A 14241-nucleotide genomic window follows, 5' to 3' on the forward strand; every position below is an offset into this window, starting at 1 on the left:
TCGTCACCTCAAGCTTTCTGAAGGACGGCGAAGTCCTGCGCGCCCAGACGAATGTCCGCCAGTCTCTGCCAGTCACCTGGAAGATCCTGCGAAGCTTCCAAATCAGGCAGCGGGTAAAGCACCACCCCGCCCGGTGCGCAGACTCGCAGCCCTTCGGCTAGGTCGGCGGCGGGTTCGTTGCTATCGCTGCTGCCAATGATGACCACCCCGTAGCCCAACTTGCGACGGTAGTGGTAATGGCCGCCGCTGATAAAAGGCAATGCAGCTGCACTCAGATCACCACGGACGCGAAGGCGGCGTTGGCCGTTATCCTGTGCCCATTGGAGCAACGCGGCGAAGTGCTCACGGGAGTGGGAAATGATATCGGTCGAATGCTCCCCAAAGCACGGCGCCAGTTGCGCTGCTTGCGGCCCGACCAATAGCACCGACGACGACGAGGGAAGGTTTGCAAGCAGTGCCTTCACCTCCGTTGCGGTATGGGCCGATTGCAGAGGGTTGTCGCGGTACGTCGTAAGCCAGTCCGAATTGACCGCCGCCCAGTCACTGATTTGGAGGGTTTGCTCAACCGCTGGCTGGAAGCGCTCCATCAGCCAAGCTTTGTAGGGCAGGTACTGGAGGACCTTTCCTTGATCGCCAACGATCGAGTAGTCGCCCACCCAACTGTTCACGACGCTACGCAATCCGACGATACTGCTTTTGCCCAGGTAATCCGCGTTCCAACCGACAATCGCTTCGCGCCCGACCCACGCGTAATCGCACAGGCGCACGGCAGGGAGGCGTGTCATCGCTACCGTCCGAGACCCCACCGACGGACGACCGTACGGATCATGATCCTGACGCAGCAGTTGCGAACCTGGGGAGAGCCAGACGGCGTCCCCCACATAGACATCGCCACCGGCGTTGATTGCTGCGTTACGTCCCAGGCGCACGTATTTGCCGACCTGGATCTTGGGAAGATCAGCAGTCGATTGCTCAAGCTGATGATCCGCATGGGGGTGACTGAAGTAGGCACCGTTTTCAAAGTGAGTTGGCGAGATCACGTGCTCGCCCGTGGACTCACGCACAATCAGCGGGCTGCCGGACGTATCGAAGTTATAGTGGCCTGCGCTCAGGCCAAGCTCGGTGGCAACGGCCCCCAGACGCGCATGAGCGGTATGCGAAAAGCGAATCTCGTCCCCGTGCCCACTGATCGCCTGTGAGCCTTTGCGCAACTCTCGCAAAGCGTTTACGTAAAGTGGTATTGGACGTCGATCTTCGGGGTCACGAAGCGCCTGCTCAAGCGCGCCGATAGTACTCCCCACCTCGGGCGCTGCGACCGCTTCAACGTTTACATTCCGATCCAGATAGCGCTCGAACATATCAATCTCCGTTATCCCATCATTTGGTCGAGCGTCGTGCTCGAAGGGCGTGAAGGTAGGCTCCGGCGATATGGGCGACTATCAAGAAATTTCGCTGAGTGGATTCGGTAATTTCGATTCTGCCGTGAGGCAAGACCCGCTCTAGAACAGTGACGAGCATGCCAGGGCAGCTAAAAAGCTAAATCTTTTTAGCTGACCTGCACCTCAGGTGTTACCGCTGCTCAGGTTTCTTACGCATCCAATGAAGGTGCTCAGCTCGGATGGTACGAAGGCTTCTTCCCGCTGCGCTTCAGATCGAACAGGTGACTTGCCTACCCAGTTCGCCAACGGCCTCGTCGCTCGATACTCTCAGCGTCAGAGCGCCACACTCTTCTTGCGCTGCCGGAAAGCCAGGACGACCTCATCCGCTACTACACCTTCAACGAGTCCGACCTATCGCTGATCCGTCAGCGACGGGGTGATGCCAATCGGCTTGGCTTTGCCGTGCAACTCTGTCTGCTGCGCTACCCCGGTTATGCTTTGGCCAGCGACAGCGTGCTACCAGATCTGGTCGTTAAATGGGTGGCACGACAGATTCAGGCTGCTCCCGAAAGCTGGGAAAAATACGGTGAGCGTGTGGTCGCTGAGGTCGAATTGCCCCACCTGCTTAAGTTTCACTGACCCGACTTGTCGCACTGTAAATCCTTTCCAGCTTTGCCTTGTGAGTCGTATCGCGTAGGGCACCGTTGCGTCGGCGTATAGGGCAATCCCGCATCAGCGGCAACAGTCATGCACAGCGCTGGCATCAGCATCGAGATGATTTGCAAGGTGCTCAACCATTCAAGCCCAGCAATCACCATGGCATACATCGGCCTGACACAGAGCGAGACAGACGCAACGTACGATCAATTCATCATCTGATGACCAGTGCATAACAGCCTTCACAGGCTCACTACAGGCCCGCTTGCGCGGGCTTTGTCGTCTCTGCACCAAAGCCAGCGAGTGACATCCATTGCACATCAGCGATCATTCCAGCCTGCCCATGGCCAGCGAACCCCAAGGGTTATTATGAAATTAGTCAGAACTGGCCTTGCCACTGGTGGCCTGCGTTAAGCAGGTGGCTCGATGCTCCGTCGCCAGCGTTCAAACTGCCCCGTCTTACTCTCGCCAGCCATGCACCAAGCGACCCCCACCCCTTGCAAGGCCTGAAAATCAGCGGGGATTATTTCTTGTCAGAAATCGCAGGGATCGGGCGAATCTGAAACTTTTTGCTGTACCGGGGCGACTTAAAGTAGCGACCTACCCGCTCTGCCGTTTCGATCAGTCTATCCATGGCATCTTCGAGCCCTTCTTCCTTGAACGCGATGGACTCTTCGTTCGAGTGAACACCGATGTCGTCGTTTATGGTCCGGCATGGGACGTTTGGATGGGCTATCTCTTCAAGATAGTTGTAGAAGGCGTTCTTCGAAATCACCAAGCCGAAACGACGCCAAGCATACTTCCGTCCCCAGTAGTAGCCGTCTGTAGCGCGGTGCCTGACCCTGTCGTCGTTCTTGCCTTTATTCTCGACAAGCTTATCAAGCGAAAAATGCTTCGCCGCCGAATAGCTCAGCAACTTGTTGACCGTATCTGCCTTCCCCATGGAAGAGGGCTCGATGATTTTTCTTCCTGCGGCATCGGTAGTGAAACCGATGTTGTAACGCTCGCCTTCCTCCAATTCCGCGTTGCCGTTGTTGGTCTCGAATTGGTACACAGTGTCAGTGGTGGAGGGAGTGAACTGGTGAAGAAATTTACCAGACGGTAGTGGCACGATCGAATAATTGGTAACGATCAAGTCGTGAATGGTGTACTGATTTCTGGATTTCATTGATCTTCCTTGAAAATTTAGGTGAGGTAGCAAGGTAGTGGCAGATTGACTTTTAGGCAACTGAGATTTTTCAACCCAGTGGTTGCATTCTGACGCCGGTCGGTTCACTCGCCACCCAACCGCCACACCACTCTGGCCAGCACAGGCAATCGGCCTTCGATGTGCAACCTTTCTTACGGCGGCGGGGTAGTTTCCGCAGAAACTGGCTTACGGGTAAAGACCGTCACACGCTCGTTTAATCAGTATGTAAGCGATCCGGCTTGCCGTCTTTTTTCCAGAGTCGAGCGTGCATTCATCCGCCGTCTTGTATCCAAAGAAGTCGGTGCCCAGTTCTTTTGCATAGTAGGGGTACTGCTGACAGTCTTGATCAATCGTGCGAGCGGAAAGATCGTTTTGCGCATCAGGTACGTTTTTTATCACGCACCGCTGATACGACCATCCAGAATGGGAGGGGCTGTTTCTGCGCATCGCCTCCAACGCCTGTTCGGTTTCAGCCTGCTGTTTCTCCGCTTCCTTTGCGTTAACAGCCGTTTGATTTCTGGAAACGCAATCGAGGAATTCTTTTGAGAAACGGTTGCTCGGTGACGAATACGGTAAGCAATCTTCAAGCTGGCCACTTTGCCCATGTGCCTGCTGGGCGTCTCTTTCGCTCATTACTTTGACGGCTCTATCTGCCTCCTCCTGTGTGAGCGCTTGAGCCGAGACCGCAACGCCTAACCCGCACAGCAGTGCAACAATCATTATGAGTCGAACAGTCATGGTCGTCGTCCTTGGTTGATCCAGTGAGGATATCCGCCACCATCGCACAACGCCATCACCCGCCAGCGTCAGGTGCTTGCGTTTCTCACCTACAGTGAAAATCCGCTACCAGCGTTCAAACCGCCCTGTCTTATTCTCGCCAGCCCTGCACAGGACGACCCCCACCCTTAGCATAAGGCTGAAAACCGGGGGGCCGGTTTGGGTAGGAAACGCTCCTTGCCGTGTGACAAGGAGCATGGGCTTTTTAGAACTCGAAGCTCAGCTGCTGCGGAGGGCTACGGAAATGCTGCCGTACATGTTCCCAGCGGCCAAAGCGCCACCGAGGATAAGCATTCACGTGAATAGATTTGACGCGCTGGAGGGACGTGCGGCGGGCTCTGCGATTTTGCGTGATCATATGGGTAATTCTCTTCTGAATTGCAAAGGTGTGCATTCATCTGGAGAACGCCCCACTGATCGCCAACTGTTGACGAAACCGTCACGCTGTTGGCTTAATGGCGCTCGCTCCAGAGTCATGCGTTTTCGAATGCCAGCTTCGGGGGTGATGCGGGTGGACACGTTCTGTCGCCAAACTTCGCGTGTTCATCCGTAGTCTTTCCTTCCGCTATCCGTTCAGGATAAGCATCCAGCACAAAAGCCTGAAAACCCAACATGTAGTGGTTTTCTGCGCTTGGGATACAAGATAAAGCGCCATCAGGGGTAATGCAACCAGTCGTGTCTGTGGATAACTTGTGGTTAAAGTGTGTGTGTGGCGTGCGTAAAACGCTGTAGCCCTTGAGCTAACTGGTGTAGGACCTTTCGACAGGTTTGTAAGATGGGTGAAAATTTTTTCCTGAATTGCGCTTTTCGATGCCTGCCGTAAGGCACCTGTGACGTCGACCACGCTATTTTCGCGAAATCGCTGTGTGTATCCCGGCAAACAAGGCATCAGCTACGTGCGAGCCTCCCAAGCTCTCGAAATGCGCTTTCTAAATTGTCAACCCCTTAATATTGACAAATCGTCGCGCCATTCCGTATAATCCACGACATCGCCACTAACGGCGAAAACCAAACGCGGCGCCCAGCGCTGAAGGAAGTGATCAACATTTGAACTTACAAAGGAGAATCCCGCCTATGAAAGCCAACGGCTACGTACATTTCCCAAAATCCCTCATGCATGCCTCGCACTGGAAATCACGAACCACCGGTGTGTTGATCGCGCTCACGCACATGCAGAAAAATCTCTGGCTGCACATCAAAGACCGGTACGAGTTCTTCACGGGTCGTGGCACCACTTGGTTCGAGAGCCAGGAAACTATCGCCGAGGCCATCAATTGCAGCCGTGATTCCGTCGTCGAATTCCTCAAGGCGCTTGAGCAGCACGGATACCTTCAGGTGACCCGCACGCCTGTACGTGGGAGCCAGCAGCAGAATACGTATGTCATCCTTGCTGACCTTGAGGTTACACACGTACCCAGAGCAGCCAAGAAGGCAGCACCAGTACCAACAGTGCCAGAGGTGCCAGAGGTGCCGGTGATACATGCGCCAGCTACACCAGTGGCGCCAGCGCCAATGATCCCAGCGAGTACACCGTTCGATTCTGAGTTTGAAGACGATCCTTTTGCCAACGTGTCGGTTCTTCCTACGCGTGAGGCAGCGTGACGTGCCGGGTTGTTCCCTGCACGAGTCGGAAATATCCACACGCCACGAGTAGGAATTTTCCCGGTGTCGCGTCGGAGAATCCCACAGTAATAAGAATGAGTATCAAGAAAGAGAGAGTAAGAACGATCTTAGGAGCGTGATCGTCAGAAGCTTTGCACGTACAGACAGGAGCAAGGCCAGAGCAGGAGCGGGATTGGGGATTCTGTATTACTGGTCGAGGTACGGCAGGACCGGTGATGGTGTCGCCGCTGGCAAGTGATTCGCTGTGACGTGGAATCACGCTGAAAGCTAACCGCTTTCGTGCATACGTACAAAGCGTCAGCTTTGGGGTTCACTCCCTTCAGCGGCGCTGACGATTGGAGTGGGCAAACTAAGTGGGCAAAGTGAAAAACCATCAGGCACAAAAAAGCCCCGTAAATCAAAGACTTACGAGGCTTTATACGTAATGGCGGAGAGATAGGGATTTGAACCCTAGGTACTGTCGCCAGTACAACGGATTTCGAATCCGTCCCGTTCGGCCACTCCGGCATCTCTCCAATGGCGCGCATCATACCAAGCTAATCGCTGGAAGCGAAGCCCCCAGCGCAAAAAAAACGGCGTGCTATCAAACGCTTGCGCGCCAGAAGGCGTTACAGCGGTACGCCGAGGCGCTGGGCGACTTCTTCGTAGGCTTCGATGACGTCACCGAGGCCTTGGCGGAAGCGGTCCTTGTCCATCTTTTTGCGGGTTTCCTTGTCCCACAGGCGGCAGCCGTCCGGGCTGAATTCGTCGCCCAGCACGATCTGGCCGTGGAAGGTGCCGAATTCGAGCTTGAAGTCCACCAGCAGCAGGCCGGCGTCGTCGAACAGTTTGCTCAGCACTTCGTTGACCTTGAGGGACAACTCTTTCATGCGCACGAGGTTTTCGGCGGTGCCCCAGCCGAAGGCGACCACATGGGACTCGTTGATGAACGGGTCGCCCTTGGCGTCGTCCTTCAGGAACAGTTCGAAGGTGTATGGGCTGAGCTTCATGCCCTCTTCCACACCCAGGCGCTTGACCAGGCTGCCGGCGGCGTAGTTACGCACGACGCATTCCACCGGGATCATGTCGAGTTTCTTGACCAGGCATTCGTTGTCGCCCAGCAGTTTGTCGAACTGGGTCGGCACGCCGGCTTCTTCGAGCTTCTGCATGATGAAGGCATTGAACTTGTTGTTCACCCTGCCTTTGCGGTCCAGCTGTTCGATGCGCTTGCCGTCGAACGCCGAGGTGTCGTTGCGAAACAGCAGGATCAAGCGGTCAGCGTCGTCGGTCTTGTACACCGACTTGGCTTTGCCGCGGTAGAGTTCTTCACGTTTTTCCATGATGGGCTCCGCTTGCTAGGTAGTTGGGCTAGGCGATATGACGCCAGTCGAGCCCTGAATCTTGATCGGCCACTTGAAGCCAGTCCGGGTCGCACCCGAGGGTATCGACGAAACATTGCCGGGCCAGCTGCGGCAGGTTGTTCTTGCGACTGAGATGGGCCAGCACCAGATGCTGCAGGCCTTGCCATTCCAGTTCGGCCACCAGGCTGGCGGCCTGATGGTTGTTCAAATGTCCGTAGGCACCACCCACCCGCTGCTTGAGAAAGCTGGGGTAAGGGCCACGCGCCAGCAGGTCGCGGCAATGATTGGACTCGATCATCAACGCGTCCAGGCCCTGATAATGGTCCAACACCTTGTTGCACCAGGAGCCCAGGTCGGTGAGCACGCCGAAGCGGCGCTTGCCGTCACTGAACACATACTGGATCGGCTCACGGGCGTCGTGGGCGACTTCGACTACGCCGACCTGAAGATCACCGATTTCCAGGGTATCGCCGCAGGCCACATAACCCCTGGCGTTCACCGGTTTACGCAGGCTGCGGGCTGTGCCCTCGCTCAGGTAGACCGGTACACCGTGCTTGCGCGACAGCAGTTCGACGCCGTGCACGTGGTCGGCGTGTTCGTGGGTAACCAGAATAGCGCTCAATTGCCCGACAGTGACACCCAGCCGGCCAAGCCGACGTTCGGTTTCGCGCAAGGAGAAACCACAGTCGACCAGGATATAAGTGTCATTGCTGGCAACCAGGGTTCCGTTACCCTGGCTGCCGCTGCCCAAATTGGCGAAGCGCACTTAACCCAGGTTGTCCTGAATGACGCTCAGCACGCGACGGGCCACATCGGCCGGTGCCACGGTGTTGATGTTCTTCTCCACGGTGACCTGGACGTTGTCGCCGACCTTGCTCAGGCGAACCTGATAGCGCTCGGCGCGGGCCTCGCGCTCTTCCTTGGTCGGAGCAGAGCCGAACAACCGAGCGAAGAAGCCTGGCTTGTCTTCGTCCTTGCCGCCTTTTTCGGCGAGGTTGATGTAGTACAGGCCAAGGCTGCGGTTGATGTCTTCCACCTTCCATTGGCCACGGTCCAGAGCGCTGCCGACGCTGGCCCAGGCGCGATCCAGGTCGGAGCCGACGCTGAGGGTCGGGTTGCCGTTGCCGTCGGTGGTCAGGGCGACCCGCGAAGGGGTGTCGTAGTCGTGGGCCGCGAGCAGCGATACCGAGCCGCCCTTCTCCGAGGTCCGGGTCATGCCGGCGAGCATCTGATCAACCAGCACCGAGTCCACCGGCACGTTGGTGGTGTGGGCCGGAAACTGCGTGTCGTCGGTGCTGCCACCTGGGCGCTCGACGCTGACCACGTAGACTTCACTGGTGTTGCGCTGCACGCCAGGTTCGATGCGCACGCGCACGCGGGTTTCGCTGGCAGCACTGCTGGCGGCGTTTTGCAGACGCTGGGCCAGGGCACCGGAGAGCGAGTCGATACGCTGCCATTCGGTGGTGAACTCACCCACCTGCGGACGTTCCTGGGCAATGCGGAAACCGTTGTCTTCGAAGAACTGGTGAGCCACAGGCCAGACTTCAGCCGGCGCGTGCTGAGCCAGCACCCAGTGGGAGTCGCCACTCTTCTGCAGACTGTAATCGCTGGCCTCGGCGGCCACTTGCAGCGGCAAGGGCCGAGGAATCTCGAACTCGGCCTTGTTGGCAGTCTGGTCGGCCACGTTGGTCGGGATCGGCAACAGGGGCTGGAGACGCTTGTCGGTCTTTACGTCTGGGGGCAGCTGCATCGGCGCCGTCTGGGTCGCTTCGAGGTAGTCGTTGCCCCGATCGCGAAAGTAACCGTGTTCGCCATAGATCCAACCACAACCGCTGGTGCTGGAAATGACTAATGCAAGGGCGGACAGGCCGGCCAATCGCTTCATGCGGGGTCTTTCCTCAAAATAAGCAGGCTCAAGTTAAACCAGGACGCCGGACTGGCGCAGGGCCTGGCGCAGCGGTTCGTGATAGGGGGTGCTCAGCCAGGTCAGTGGCAGGCGGATGCCTTCGGCCATCAGGCCCATTTCCTTCAGGGCCCACTTGACCGGGATCGGGTTGGCTTCCAGGAACAGGTTCTTGTGCAGAGGCATCAGTTTGTCGTTGATCGCGCGAGCCAGATCGGCTTCGCCGCGCAGGGCGGCGGCGCACAGGTCGGCCATGGCGCGCGGGGCGACGTTGGCGGTGACCGAGATGTTGCCTTTGCCGCCCAGCAGGATCAGCTCGACTGCGGTCGGATCATCACCCGACAGCACCAGGAAATCGCTGCTCACACCTTGGATGATGGCCTTGGCGCGGCTCATGTCACCGGTGGCTTCCTTGATGCCGATGATGTTCGGCACGCTCGACAGGCGGATCACGGTGTCGGCCTGCATGTCGCAAGCGGTCCGGCCCGGCACGTTGTAGAGGATCTGCGGGATGGCCACGGCTTCGGCGATATGCTTGAAGTGCTGGTACAGGCCTTCCTGGGTCGGCTTGTTGTAGTACGGGGTCACCAGCAGGCAGGCGTCGGCGCCGGCAGACTTGGCGTTGCCGGTCAGCTCGACGGCTTCACGCGTGGAGTTGGCACCGGTGCCGGCGATCACGGGGATGCGCCCGGCCACCTGGTCCACCACACGACGGATCACGTCGATGTGCTCGTGCACGTCCAGCGTCGCCGACTCGCCGGTGGTGCCGACTGCGACAATAGCGTTGGTGCCTTCTTGCAGGTGGAAGTCCACCAGTTTGCTCAGGCTGTTCCAGTCAACCCCACCTTGTGCATCCATGGGAGTGACCAGTGCCACCATACTGCCCGCAATCATGCAACCGCTCCTGCCGGAAAAAGAGAGCGGTAATGGTACTGGCGCCATCAGGCTTGCACAAGCAAAGACGCCGGTTATAAGGCACGTCCGCCTGATGGTCGGTGCGCACGGAGGTTACCGCCAGCATTCCCCTCGGGCGCGCTTTTCGCTACCCTTCAGACTTTGATCGATACGAGCGGGCAGAATCGCCCGGTCCGCACCTGCCAGTGACGTGCCAGAACCCCGTTCCAGAGCCTTGCGCACCTCATGATTGCCTGCCTCCCCTCGTCTCGACCGCTCATCGCTTTAGGAAGGCTGCATGTCCACCCCCACAGTTCGCGAACAATTCCTTGTTATCAGTGCCCTCGGCCCCAACCCCATGGAGTTGACCAACGTGCTGTGCCGTGCCTCGCACGACAGCCGCTGCTCGGTGGTGACTTCCCGCCTGAGCCGCCACGGCGAGTGCAGTGCCCTGGTGCTCCAGGTGTCGGGCAACTGGGACGCCTTGGCGCGCCTGGAAACCACCCTGGGTTCGTTGTCCAAGAAGCATGGTTTCACCGTCAACATCGTGCGCAGCGCCAGCCTGGAAAATCGCCCGCTGTCGTTGCCGTACGTGGCCTATGTCAGCTCGGCCTACCGTTCGGACATCATCAACGAGCTGTGCCAGTTCTTCATTGACCACAATGTCGAACTCGAAAGCCTGACCTGCGACACTTACCAGGCACCGCAGACCGGCGGCACCATGCTCAATGCCACCTTCACCGTGACCTTGCCCGCCGGCGTACAGATCAGCTGGCTGCGCGACCAATTCCTCGATTTTGCCGATGCGCTGAATCTGGATGCATTGATCGAACCGTGGCGTCCACAGAACCCGATGTAACAAGGAGTTTGCCAAGATGGCCGTCACCCTCGACCAGCCCGTACCTGATTTCGAAGCCCCCGCGACCAGCGGCCAGACCGTCAGCCTGGCCAGCCTCAAGGGTCAACAGGTGGTGATCTACTTCTACCCCAAGGACAGCACCCCCGGCTGCACCACTCAAGGCCAGGGTTTTCGCGACGCCCATGCCCAGTTCGAGGCCGCCGACACCGTGGTGCTGGGCGTTTCCCGGGACAGCCTGAAGTCTCACGAAAACTTCAAGGCCAAGCAGGGCTTCCCCTTCGAACTGATCAGCGACAAGGACGAGGCGGTCTGCCAGCTGTTCGACGTGATCAAGCTCAAGAAGCTGTATGGCAAGGAGTACCTGGGTGTAGATCGCAGCACCTTCCTGATCGACAAGGACGGTGTGCTGCGTCAGGAATGGCGCGGCGTGAAGGTGCCGGGGCATGTGGCAGCGGTGCTGGAAGCGGCGCAGGGCTTGAACGCGGCGTAATCGGAGTCGACTGGGCCCTTGTGGGCAGCCCTTGGGTGCCAGACTGGCGATGCCGATCTAAAGCAACGGCGCCACCGTTGGCTGATTCCTTGGCCAGGCATCCAGCACGGCCTTGAAAAGGGTGGCCAGCGGAATCGCGAAGAAAATCCCCCAAAAGCCCCACAGCCCGCCGAACAGCAGCACCGCGCAGATGATCGCCACGGGGTGAAGGTTCACCGCTTCGGAAAACAGCAGCGGCACCAGCACGTTGCCATCCAGCGTCTGGATGATTCCGTACACCACCATCAGATAGATGAACTGGTCACCCCAGCCCCACTGGAACAGGGCAATGGCGGTCACCGGTACGGTCACTACCACCGCGCCCACATAGGGCACCACCACCGACAGACCCACCAGCAGGGCCAGCAGCGCCGCGTAGTTGAGCCCCAAGGCCACGAAAGCGATATAAGTGGCAATGCCGCAGATAAAGATTTCGATGACCTTGCCACGAATGTAGTTGGCCAGCTGCCGGTTCATTTCCTGGGCAACACGGGTGATCAAGGCACGCTCGCGAGGCAGGTAGCCACGCACCCAGCGGCTGATCATTTCGCGGTCCTTGAGAAAGAAGAACACCAGAATCGGCACCAGCACGAAGTAGATCATCATGTTGACCAGCAACGGCAGGCTGGCCAGCGAGAAGGTCAGCGCCCATTGGCCGAATTTGCCAATCTCGCCCCGGGCCGTCTCGATTGCCTGCAACACCTGCTCGTCGGAGACCAGGTGCGGGTAGCGTTCGGGCAACAGCAGCATCAGTGACTGCCACTTGCCGAGCATGCCGGGGAACTCGTTGAACAGGGTGATCAACTGGTGCCAGAGTAGCGGTACCAGCACCAGCATGAAGACCGCCAGCGCCCCGAGGAACAAAGCGAACACCAGCCCCACCGCCATGCCGGTCGGTACCCGCAGCCGCTCCAGGCCGTTGACCAGACCCTGCATCAGAAACGCCAGCACCATGCCAGCCAGCACCGGCGCCAGCATGCCGCCCAAGGTCAGCACCGCCGTGAACGCCAAGACCAGCAACACCGTCAGGACCACCGCCTGCTCGTCGGAGAAGTAGCGCTGAATCCAGTCGCGAAGCACCTTGAACATCGAAAATCCTTCAGAGGAAAAATGGTCTGCGGGTTACGCCTTGCGCAGCCAATAGGTATAGACGCCGTTATCGGCTTGTTCTTGTAACAATTCGTGGCCTGCCAGTTTGGCAAAGGTACGAAAGTCCCGCTGTGAACCGGCGTCGGTGGCGACCACTTTCAGCACCGCGCCGGGACTCAATCGGTTGAGCTCAAGCTTCGCCTTGAGCAGCGGCAGCGGGCAATCGAGGCCACTGGCGTCGACTTCGGCATCACAGGCGAGTACATCGGACATGGGGCTCTCCGCAAAGGCATCGGCAGCAGAACCGCCGCCTTGCAGGCGGCGGTACCAATCGGCCGCCTAGGATACCTGAACCTTGCCACCACTGGTCGCCATGTGTTGACTTGGCTACAGTAAGGCTTCCTCCCGCTTCGAGCGCTGTGCATGAGATTTCTGCGCCCTACTCTGCTGACATTGGCCTGCCTGCTGGCGCTGCCGGGGCATGCCGACGACCTGCCACTGCTTGGCGATGCCAGTTCCGCCATCGTTTCCCCGCAACAGGAACACCAGTTGGGACGCGCCTGGCTGGCACTCCTGCGCTCTGAGGTGGGTCAATTGTCCGACCCCCAGCTCAAGGATTACGTCGAGACCAGCGTCTACCACCTGGCCGAAACCAGCCAACTGGAGGATCGGCGTCTGGAATTCATCCTGATCGACAGCGATGAGCTCAACGCCTTTGCCGCGCCTGGCGGTATCGTCGGGGTCAACGGCGGCCTGTTCCTCAATGCCACGACCGAGGGCGAATATGCCGCGGTCCTGGCCCACGAACTGGCGCACGTCTCCCAGCGCCACTTCGCCCGGGGCATCGAGGAGCAATCCCATATGCAGGTCCCGGTGATGGCCGCACTGCTGGCAGGGATCGTCATGGCAGCGGCCGGCGCAGGCGACGTCGGGGTCGCTACCATCTTCGGCAGCCAGGCCGCCGCCATCCAGTCACAGCTGGCATTCTCCCGAGAGCGCGAACAGGAAGCGGACCGCATCGGCATCATCAACCTGCAGAAAGCCGGCTACGACCCGCGCAACATGCCGAACATGTTCGAGCGGCTGATGCGCCAGTATCGCTTCGACGCCAAGCCGCCGGAGTTCCTGCTGACTCACCCGATCACCGAGGCGCGCATCGCCGACACCCGTAACCGCGCCGAGCAATTCCCGCCGGGCGGTATCGAAGACACCCTGCGCTATCAACTGATGCGCGCGCGGGTCCAGCTCATCTATGAAGACACCCCGGGAATGGCGGCCAAGCGTTTCCAGGCTTTGCTGGATGAAAACCCCAAGTCCGAATCCGCCCGCTATGGGCTGGCCATCGCACAGATCAAAGGCGGGCAGCTCAACGATGCGCGGGCCAACCTCAAGACGCTGCTGGCCAAATCTCCCGACGAGATCGTCTATAACCTGGCCGAGATCGAGCTGGACGTGGCCAACAGCCGTGTACCGGATGCCCAGGCTCGAGTCGATCAGATGCTCAGGCTGTACCCCGACAACTACCCGCTCAATCAGGTCCATATCGAGGTACTGCTCAAGCAGAACCGCAATGCCGAGGCCGAAAAGGGCCTGGAAGCCCTGCTCAAGACCCGTCCCAACGATCCAGACGTGTGGAACATGGTGGCCGACACCCGTGGCCTGAACGGCAACATCATCGGCCTGCACCAAGCTCGGGCCGAATACTTCGCCCTGACCGGCGATTTCCGCCAGGCCCAGCAGCAACTGGACTTCGCCAAGCGCCGTGCCAACGATAACTTTCAGCTGGCTTCTCGAATCGATGCGCGGCAGAAGGAGTTGGAAGAGCAGGAAAGGATGGTGAAAGAATTGATGAAGGGATGATATTTCAAATGGCGCAGGCTGCTCCTGCCCAAGCCCGCGATGCGACCCCATCCATGCATCAGACAAACGGTGATAACAATTCTCATCCTGCCCTTGCTGTCTAATTAAGATATATCTTACGATGTATCTTAATTAGACAGGA

13 protein-coding genes, 1 tRNA gene and 1 pseudogene are annotated in these 14241 nt (G+C 58.6%); 5 read left to right on the top strand and 10 right to left on the bottom strand.

Annotation, left to right across the window (positions count from 1 at the left end):
- Positions 1–8: 8 nt before the first annotated feature.
- Entirely contained in the window at positions 9–1358 is a 1350-nt protein-coding gene (locus tag HB675_RS25780) for a hypothetical protein (protein WP_256737485.1), read from the bottom strand.
- A 342-nt stretch (positions 1359–1700) separates the two neighbouring features.
- Between HB675_RS25780 and HB675_RS07350 the strand changes: the two are divergent.
- Positions 1701–1973 (top strand): annotated as a pseudogene (locus tag HB675_RS07350) (DUF4158 domain-containing protein); the annotation flags it as partial.
- Between the two features lie 586 nt (positions 1974–2559).
- Here HB675_RS07350 and HB675_RS07355 read toward each other — a convergent pair.
- A complete protein-coding gene (locus HB675_RS07355) occupies positions 2560–3204 on the bottom strand; it encodes a hypothetical protein (protein WP_213877157.1) in 645 nt (214 codons plus the stop codon).
- Positions 3205–3411: 207 nt separating this feature from the next.
- Positions 3412–3963: a hypothetical protein gene (locus HB675_RS07360; RefSeq protein ID WP_213877158.1), complete on the bottom strand. Its 552-nt coding sequence runs from the start codon at positions 3961–3963 to the stop codon at positions 3412–3414.
- Positions 3964–5076: 1113 nt separating this feature from the next.
- On the opposite strand from HB675_RS07360, the gene HB675_RS07365 reads away from it, so the two are divergent.
- Positions 5077–5604 carry a helix-turn-helix domain-containing protein gene (locus tag HB675_RS07365; protein ID WP_213877160.1) on the top strand — a complete coding sequence of 176 codons (528 nt, stop codon included), beginning with the start codon at positions 5077–5079 and terminating at the stop codon, positions 5602–5604.
- 446 nt (positions 5605–6050) lie between these two features.
- Here the strand turns inward: HB675_RS07365 and HB675_RS07370 are convergent.
- From HB675_RS07370 to dapA, 5 genes are all read right to left on the bottom strand, one after another.
- A tRNA-Ser gene (locus HB675_RS07370) sits at positions 6051–6140 on the bottom strand.
- Between the two features lie 93 nt (positions 6141–6233).
- Positions 6234–6944: a phosphoribosylaminoimidazolesuccinocarboxamide synthase gene (gene purC, locus HB675_RS07375; protein WP_213877162.1), complete on the bottom strand. Its 711-nt coding sequence runs from the start codon at positions 6942–6944 to the stop codon at positions 6234–6236.
- A 28-nt stretch (positions 6945–6972) separates the two neighbouring features.
- Positions 6973–7731 (bottom strand): MBL fold metallo-hydrolase, encoded by a 759-nt coding sequence (locus HB675_RS07380; RefSeq protein WP_213877164.1) that lies wholly within the window; start codon positions 7729–7731, stop codon positions 6973–6975.
- On the bottom strand, positions 7732–8850 hold the full coding sequence (bamC, locus tag HB675_RS07385; protein WP_213877166.1) for an outer membrane protein assembly factor BamC: 1119 nt from the start codon (positions 8848–8850) through the stop codon (positions 7732–7734).
- A 33-nt stretch (positions 8851–8883) separates the two neighbouring features.
- The gene (gene dapA, locus HB675_RS07390; RefSeq protein WP_213877168.1) at positions 8884–9762 is read right to left on the bottom strand and encodes a 4-hydroxy-tetrahydrodipicolinate synthase; all 879 of its coding nucleotides are present in this window, start codon (positions 9760–9762) and stop codon (positions 8884–8886) included.
- 298 nt (positions 9763–10060) lie between these two features.
- Here dapA and HB675_RS07395 point away from each other — a divergent pair, with 298 nt between their 5' ends.
- Together HB675_RS07395 and HB675_RS07400 are read left to right on the top strand one after the other, a co-directional pair.
- The gene (locus tag HB675_RS07395) at positions 10061–10621 is read left to right on the top strand and encodes a glycine cleavage system protein R (RefSeq protein WP_213877169.1); all 561 of its coding nucleotides are present in this window, start codon (positions 10061–10063) and stop codon (positions 10619–10621) included.
- A gap of 16 nt (positions 10622–10637) precedes the next feature.
- Positions 10638–11111 (top strand): peroxiredoxin, encoded by a 474-nt coding sequence (locus HB675_RS07400; RefSeq protein ID WP_213877171.1) that lies wholly within the window; start codon positions 10638–10640, stop codon positions 11109–11111.
- Between the two features lie 57 nt (positions 11112–11168).
- Here the strand turns inward: HB675_RS07400 and HB675_RS07405 are convergent, their stop codons facing one another.
- Both HB675_RS07405 and HB675_RS07410 read right to left on the bottom strand, forming a co-directional pair.
- Positions 11169–12239 carry an AI-2E family transporter gene (locus HB675_RS07405; protein WP_213877173.1) on the bottom strand — a complete coding sequence of 357 codons (1071 nt, stop codon included), beginning with the start codon at positions 12237–12239 and terminating at the stop codon, positions 11169–11171.
- Between the two features lie 33 nt (positions 12240–12272).
- A complete protein-coding gene (locus HB675_RS07410; protein ID WP_213877175.1) occupies positions 12273–12512 on the bottom strand; it encodes a sulfurtransferase TusA family protein in 240 nt (79 codons plus the stop codon).
- Between the two features lie 150 nt (positions 12513–12662).
- On the opposite strand from HB675_RS07410, the gene HB675_RS07415 reads away from it, so the two are divergent.
- On the top strand, positions 12663–14099 hold the full coding sequence (locus tag HB675_RS07415; RefSeq protein ID WP_213877177.1) for a M48 family metalloprotease: 1437 nt from the start codon (positions 12663–12665) through the stop codon (positions 14097–14099).
- Positions 14100–14241 lie beyond the last annotated feature (142 nt).

The sequence above is a fragment of the Pseudomonas sp. dw_358 genome (genome assembly GCF_018449655.1).
Taxonomy (GTDB): domain Bacteria; phylum Pseudomonadota; class Gammaproteobacteria; order Pseudomonadales; family Pseudomonadaceae; genus Aquipseudomonas.